Origin of the sequence: Moritella sp., assembly GCF_033791185.1 — a bacterium.
GTDB lineage: Bacteria > Pseudomonadota > Gammaproteobacteria > Enterobacterales > Moritellaceae > Moritella.
The window spans coordinates 1-4997 of sequence record NZ_JASJHF010000273.1 but is presented as its reverse complement, the minus strand read 5'-3'; the positions used below and the strand labels follow the sequence as shown (position 1 = coordinate 4997).

Annotated in this window: 6 protein-coding genes; 2 read left to right on the top strand and 4 right to left on the bottom strand. The window is 41.0% G+C overall.

Annotated elements, in window-relative coordinates; translation table 11 throughout:
• Window positions 1–164: 164 nt before the first annotated feature.
• Entirely contained in the window at window positions 165–1046 is an 882-nt protein-coding gene (locus QNK26_RS15510) for a radical SAM protein (protein WP_319224759.1), read from the top strand.
• 104 nt (window positions 1047–1150) lie between these two features.
• Complete coding sequence (locus QNK26_RS15505; RefSeq protein WP_319224757.1) at window positions 1151–2440, top strand: O-acetylhomoserine aminocarboxypropyltransferase/cysteine synthase family protein; 1290 nt, start codon at window positions 1151–1153, stop codon at window positions 2438–2440.
• 98 nt (window positions 2441–2538) lie between these two features.
• On the opposite strand, the gene atcC is transcribed toward QNK26_RS15505, so the two are convergent.
• Genes atcC through QNK26_RS15485 form a run of 4 tightly spaced genes read right to left on the bottom strand, consistent with a single transcriptional unit; the run spans window position 2539 to window position 4997 of the window.
• The gene (atcC, locus tag QNK26_RS15500) at window positions 2539–3432 is read right to left on the bottom strand and encodes a cold adaptation protein AtcC (protein ID WP_319224754.1); all 894 of its coding nucleotides are present in this window, start codon (window positions 3430–3432) and stop codon (window positions 2539–2541) included.
• 11 nt (window positions 3433–3443) lie between these two features.
• Window positions 3444–4205 (bottom strand): cold adaptation protein AtcB, encoded by a 762-nt coding sequence (gene atcB / locus QNK26_RS15495; protein ID WP_319224752.1) that lies wholly within the window; start codon window positions 4203–4205, stop codon window positions 3444–3446.
• Complete coding sequence (gene atcA / locus QNK26_RS15490; protein ID WP_319224749.1) at window positions 4205–4693, bottom strand: cold adaptation protein AtcA; 489 nt, start codon at window positions 4691–4693, stop codon at window positions 4205–4207. The genes atcB and atcA overlap by 1 nt, the downstream gene beginning before the upstream one ends.
• Before the next feature lie 13 nt (window positions 4694–4706).
• Complete coding sequence (locus QNK26_RS15485; protein WP_319224747.1) at window positions 4707–4997, bottom strand: J domain-containing protein; 291 nt, start codon at window positions 4995–4997, stop codon at window positions 4707–4709.

Below are 4997 nucleotides of genomic sequence, written 5' to 3'. Positions count from 1 at the left end.
GATACAGCCGCTGAGCTTGCAAAATAGTTAAAAGTTAAAAGTTAAAAGTTAAAAGTTGTAAAAGTAGCTGTATGACAGTTTATGGCTACTTTTTATAACGATTCTGGCAGCAATTATATCAATATTAATTAACGCTAAAATATAAGACAAATAAGAGGTGTTAAATGAGATACCAAGGCAATATATACCGACCACCACCAGAACATGATGCATACATTTTACAATGCACTATCGGCTGTTCATACAATAAATGTACCTATTGCGCGATGTATAAAGACGTACGTTATCAGGTTAGGACTATCGAAGCGCTTAAAGAAGATATTCAGATGGCCAAAAGTGCGTATGGTTCAAGCGTGAAAAAAGTGTTTTTAAGCGATGGTGATGCGATTTCATTACCTACAGAGATGCTGGTGGAGATCTTGTCTGAACTTTACGCAGTGTTTCCGAAGCTAAATCATGTAAGTACCTATGCTGGTCCGCAAAGTACGCTGAGCAAAACTGAGGAAGAGTTAAAGCAGTTAAAAGAAGCGGGTTTAACCATGACCTATTTGGGCGTGGAGTCTGGCGCTGATGAGGTGCTAAGTGCGGTACGTAAAGGCGTTACCGCGGAAGAGATGCTTAAAGCTGGTAGCAGTATTGTTCAAGCTGGTATCAAATTAGTTGCAATGGTGATGATTGGTCTGGGAGGTAGTGGACAGCGCTCGCAGCTGCACGCTAAAAAAACCGCTGAGTTAATTAATCGAATGCAGCCTCAGCTTCTGGGTACACTGACAACGGTGCCAATCGAAGGAACGGTATTGTTTAATCAGCAGAGCAAAGGTGACTTTAAGCTACTTGACCCTTACCAAGTTCTGGAAGAGATGAAGACATTGCTGGAACATCTTGATCTACCTGATTTATATGTTGATGGTACTCATGCGTCTAATTTACTGCCGATAAAAGGATTGCTGAAAGAGATCAAACCATCGGTGCTCGGTTCTATCAATGAGTATCTACTCAGCAAGGATGAAGCTTTGATCGGTAGAGCGTATATAGGACGGTTTTGATGTGATCGCCTTAATTTAATGTAAAGGCATATAAAAACTTTTAGACATTTAGATGGCTATTTGATATGTTAATAATTCATTCAAAAGGAATAGGATTGATCAACATGAAACTTGAGTCATTGGCACTTCATCACGGATATGAATCAGAAGCTACTACCAAAGCTGCCGCAGTACCTATCTATCAAACAACATCATATACATTTGATGATACCCAGCATGGTGCTGATTTGTTTGACTTAAAAGTGCCTGGCAATATTTATACTCGTATCATGAATCCAACCACGAATGTACTAGAGCAACGCTTAGCAGCAATAGAAGGCGGTATTGGTGCTTTAGCTGTTGCATCTGGTATGGCTGCAATTACATATGCAATTCAGGCTCTGACAAAAGTAGGTGATAATATTGTTAGCACTAGCCAACTTTATGGCGGTACTTACAATCTATTTGCTCACACCTTGCCACGTCAGGGCGTAGATGTACGTATGGCTGCATTTGACGATTTTGCAGGCTTAGAAGCGCTTATAGATGAAAATACCAAAGCACTATTTTGTGAATCAATTGGTAACCCTGCTGGTAATATTGTTGACTTACAACGCTTAGCTGAAATAGCGCATAAACATGGCGTACCACTAATGGTTGATAATACGGTCGCGACCCCTGTGTTATGTAGACCGTTTGAACATGGTGCCGATATTGTTATTCATTCTCTGACTAAATACATCGGTGGACACGGTACCACTATTGGTGGCGCGATTGTTGATTCGGGCAAGTTTGACTGGGCGGCACAACCTAAACGCTTTGCTTTATTAAATGAACCTGATGCATCTTACCATGGTGTTATTTATACCGAAGCATTTGGCCCTGCAGCCTTTATTGGACGTTGTCGTGTTGTGCCACTGAGAAATACCGGTGCAGCACTGGCTCCACAAAGTGCCTTTTTGTTGATGCAAGGGTTAGAAACTCTGGCACTCAGAATGGAACGCCATTGTAGTAATGCATTAACCTTGGCTGAATACCTTGAGCAGCACCCGAAAGTGAGTTGGGTAAATTACGCGGCTCTTGAGAATAGTCCTTACCAAGATAACTGCCATAAGATCACAGGCGGTAAAGCTTCCGGTATTATTAGTTTTGGTATTAAATCTGAATTGGCCGGGGGTGGTAAAGAAGCAGGTGGACGCTTTATTGATGCGTTGCAGATGATTTTACGATTAGTCAATATTGGCGATGCAAAGTCATTAGCTTGTCACCCTGCGTCAACCACGCATAGACAGCTTGATGCTGAAGAATTAGCGCAAGCAGGTGTGTCGGAAGACCTTATTCGTATATCAGTTGGTATTGAACATATTGATGATATCATCGCTGATGTTAGTCAAGCATTGGAGCAAGCGGGTTAATAACAAGAAATTACTGGCTGTTGTCATACATTACACAAGTAAGCTGAAATTCACTTGTGTAATGTATATAACGAATTGAAGTTAAACTATTCAGTCCACTACATCACGATATAGACAGGCCAGCCTAACAAACCTGTTAGTCCTTCTTTATATTCCAACTGCTCTAATCGCTCAGGGCTAACATCTTTCAAGCGTTGTTCTCGATAGATTTTAGCAAACGTTAATGTGCGTAATAAACCCGTGGTAAAGTACTTACCTTGGTCAAGTTTAATTGTCTCGGCAAGCTGGGTTGGCATCTCTGACAACGTAAGCGTAATTTGTTGCTCAATATGCTCAGTCGAGAACCAAACTTCTTCAAGTTCAATGCGTGCGATGCGTTGCTTGAGATCTTGTTTGACTTTAACTGGGCCAAAACATAGGCGATACAGCACGACTTCAGCAAATACGTTCTCAAGGCTCAAACAATCCAAAGGATCGTAACTTGATTGCACATAAAACTGCTTAAGTAAACACACTATCGATTCTTCACGATTAAAGTCTAACAGCGCGTCTTGATAGCTCTGCCAGCCTAGCCATTCATCGGCATCACTTGGTGTTGATACTTTATCAAGTAAACTTGGGTCAATGTCGCCATATACGGACTTATCGTTTAGCTTGTACTTACTGACACTACTGAGCATGCTCCAACCTTTCTGGAAGGAAGTGACAATCCCGTTTGGTGTCAGAAGTAGTCTAAGCGCTTGCGGAAGATCGTGATTACTCAACGACATTAATCCTAAGCTAGCTACACCGATCACATCAAAAGCAGCATTTTCTAGTAGATGCATCTTATGTTTATTATAAAATTTGTCTGCTAGTTTAAGGCTCATCAGCACCGCTTTGCTTTTAACCTGGGCTAGTTGTGCTTCAGTTAATAGCGCTTCAGCTTGACCATAAGCTAAGACTTTACTTAAAAAAGGCCCTTGATTGCTGTCTCTTAGTACAATTTGCATTCGTGGGGTCCTTAATCAAGAAAACTAAACATGTCATCAACTTCAGCGTATTCATCATCAACTTGGTTTTTTTCTTTTGCTTGCAGTACTAATTCATTAACGAAACTGTCAATGATCGCTACCCAGCTTGAGTTTTCACTACGCAGTAAATTCTTAATTGATTTTTCAACTTCTGGCGCGAGTTCACGGATCAAGGCTAATAAACTGCGCGGATCATCAATGCTCAAGCTGTGTGCATCTTCTTCTGCACTACGATCGGTATAACCGACAGTTTCGCCATCATCTTCGTCATCAAAGTTATCTGTGATGTGGCTGTGGCGATCAGCTTCTGCCTTTGGCGCTAATAGATATTCAATAAACGGGATCGACAGATAAAAAAGACCCGCTTGGTCTTCAGCAATACATTCTAAAATCGCCGCTTGTTTCGCTTCGCTATCTTGAATACGGATAAGATAAGTTAAAAAATCAAAGGTATGCTGGATCAATTCATCAGCGTTGTTCTTAACTTTTTCTTCCCAATATAGCGGTTGTTGGCAAACAATATCGCGGATCTGTTCAGGGGTCATTAGCTCTGACATGATAGAAGGGCAAGAGATATCATGGTGACTGTTTATCTGTGTTAACGTCACGATATCCATGTTTTCGATCACTTCAACCAAAACGTCATCAGTCATGGTGCTTGCCATCAACTCAAACTTTTTACTTGCTTGTTGAGGTTCTACATCTGCCAATTGTTTGATTTCTATTACGGCAGTTTCAATTAAGCTGTTCATTATAGCTCGTCCTCTTCCTCATCAAATTGATCGTAATAACCTTCTTCTTCCTCATCATAGTCGCTATCATCTTTTTCTTTACTTGTAGACGTTGCTACATTGTCATTCGACAATAAAAACAGAACGATACAGCTTTCTATTAATAAGGTTTCAGAGTGAGCACGTACAGCTAAAACAAGCGGTAAGTCTGGCTTATTAAAAGCGACCGTCGTTTTAAAATCATCCCACTCTGGCTGGATACCTTCTTTGATCCAATGCGCCCATTTAAGCTTTGCTTCAGATGGAAATTTAACTTGTTCATACAGCGCAATAGGCAGGTACTCAGGTACAGAATCGAGTAACTTAGGGTCTGCCAGTAACACCGCTTTAATTTGGCTAGTAAATTCTGCAAGTGCATTGGGAGTATCGGGATCGTTGTAAGATTCGATATTGCTGTATGCATTTTCTTTTAATTCATCAATACGTGAGAGATCGAGTGCTTTTGTCATGGGTGCTCAGCAATTAACTAATAGGATAAAATTGATCCCACAGCTCGCGCATAGCGGCTGCAGGGTCGGTCACAATAACGTTACTAAAATTCTTTACAAATTCGCGTTTAAGCTTCGGGTCTGAAAGCACTTCATACGCATTTCTTACTCGTTGTAATTGGGCTTCCGCGTGTACTTTTTCATCGTCAGATGCGCCGAGTAATTTATCAGGGTGAAACCGATTCGATAGACGTTTGTAGGCTTTCTTTACGTCGTCTTCATTGGCACTCGGCTTAATGCCCAGTACACTAAAGTGGTTAATCAT

Coding starts and splice junctions, on each gene's coding strand:
- QNK26_RS15485 (WP_319224747.1), bottom strand. CDS start 4,997: ATGATTAACCACTTTAGTGTACTGGGCATTAAGCCGAGTGCCAATGAA.
- QNK26_RS15505 (WP_319224757.1), top strand. CDS start 1,151: ATGAAACTTGAGTCATTGGCACTTCATCACGGATATGAATCAGAAGCT.
- atcB (WP_319224752.1), bottom strand. CDS start 4,205: ATGAACAGCTTAATTGAAACTGCCGTAATAGAAATCAAACAATTGGCA.
- atcC (WP_319224754.1), bottom strand. CDS start 3,432: ATGCAAATTGTACTAAGAGACAGCAATCAAGGGCCTTTTTTAAGTAAA.
- atcA (WP_319224749.1), bottom strand. CDS start 4,693: ATGACAAAAGCACTCGATCTCTCACGTATTGATGAATTAAAAGAAAAT.
- QNK26_RS15510 (WP_319224759.1), top strand. CDS start 165: ATGAGATACCAAGGCAATATATACCGACCACCACCAGAACATGATGCA.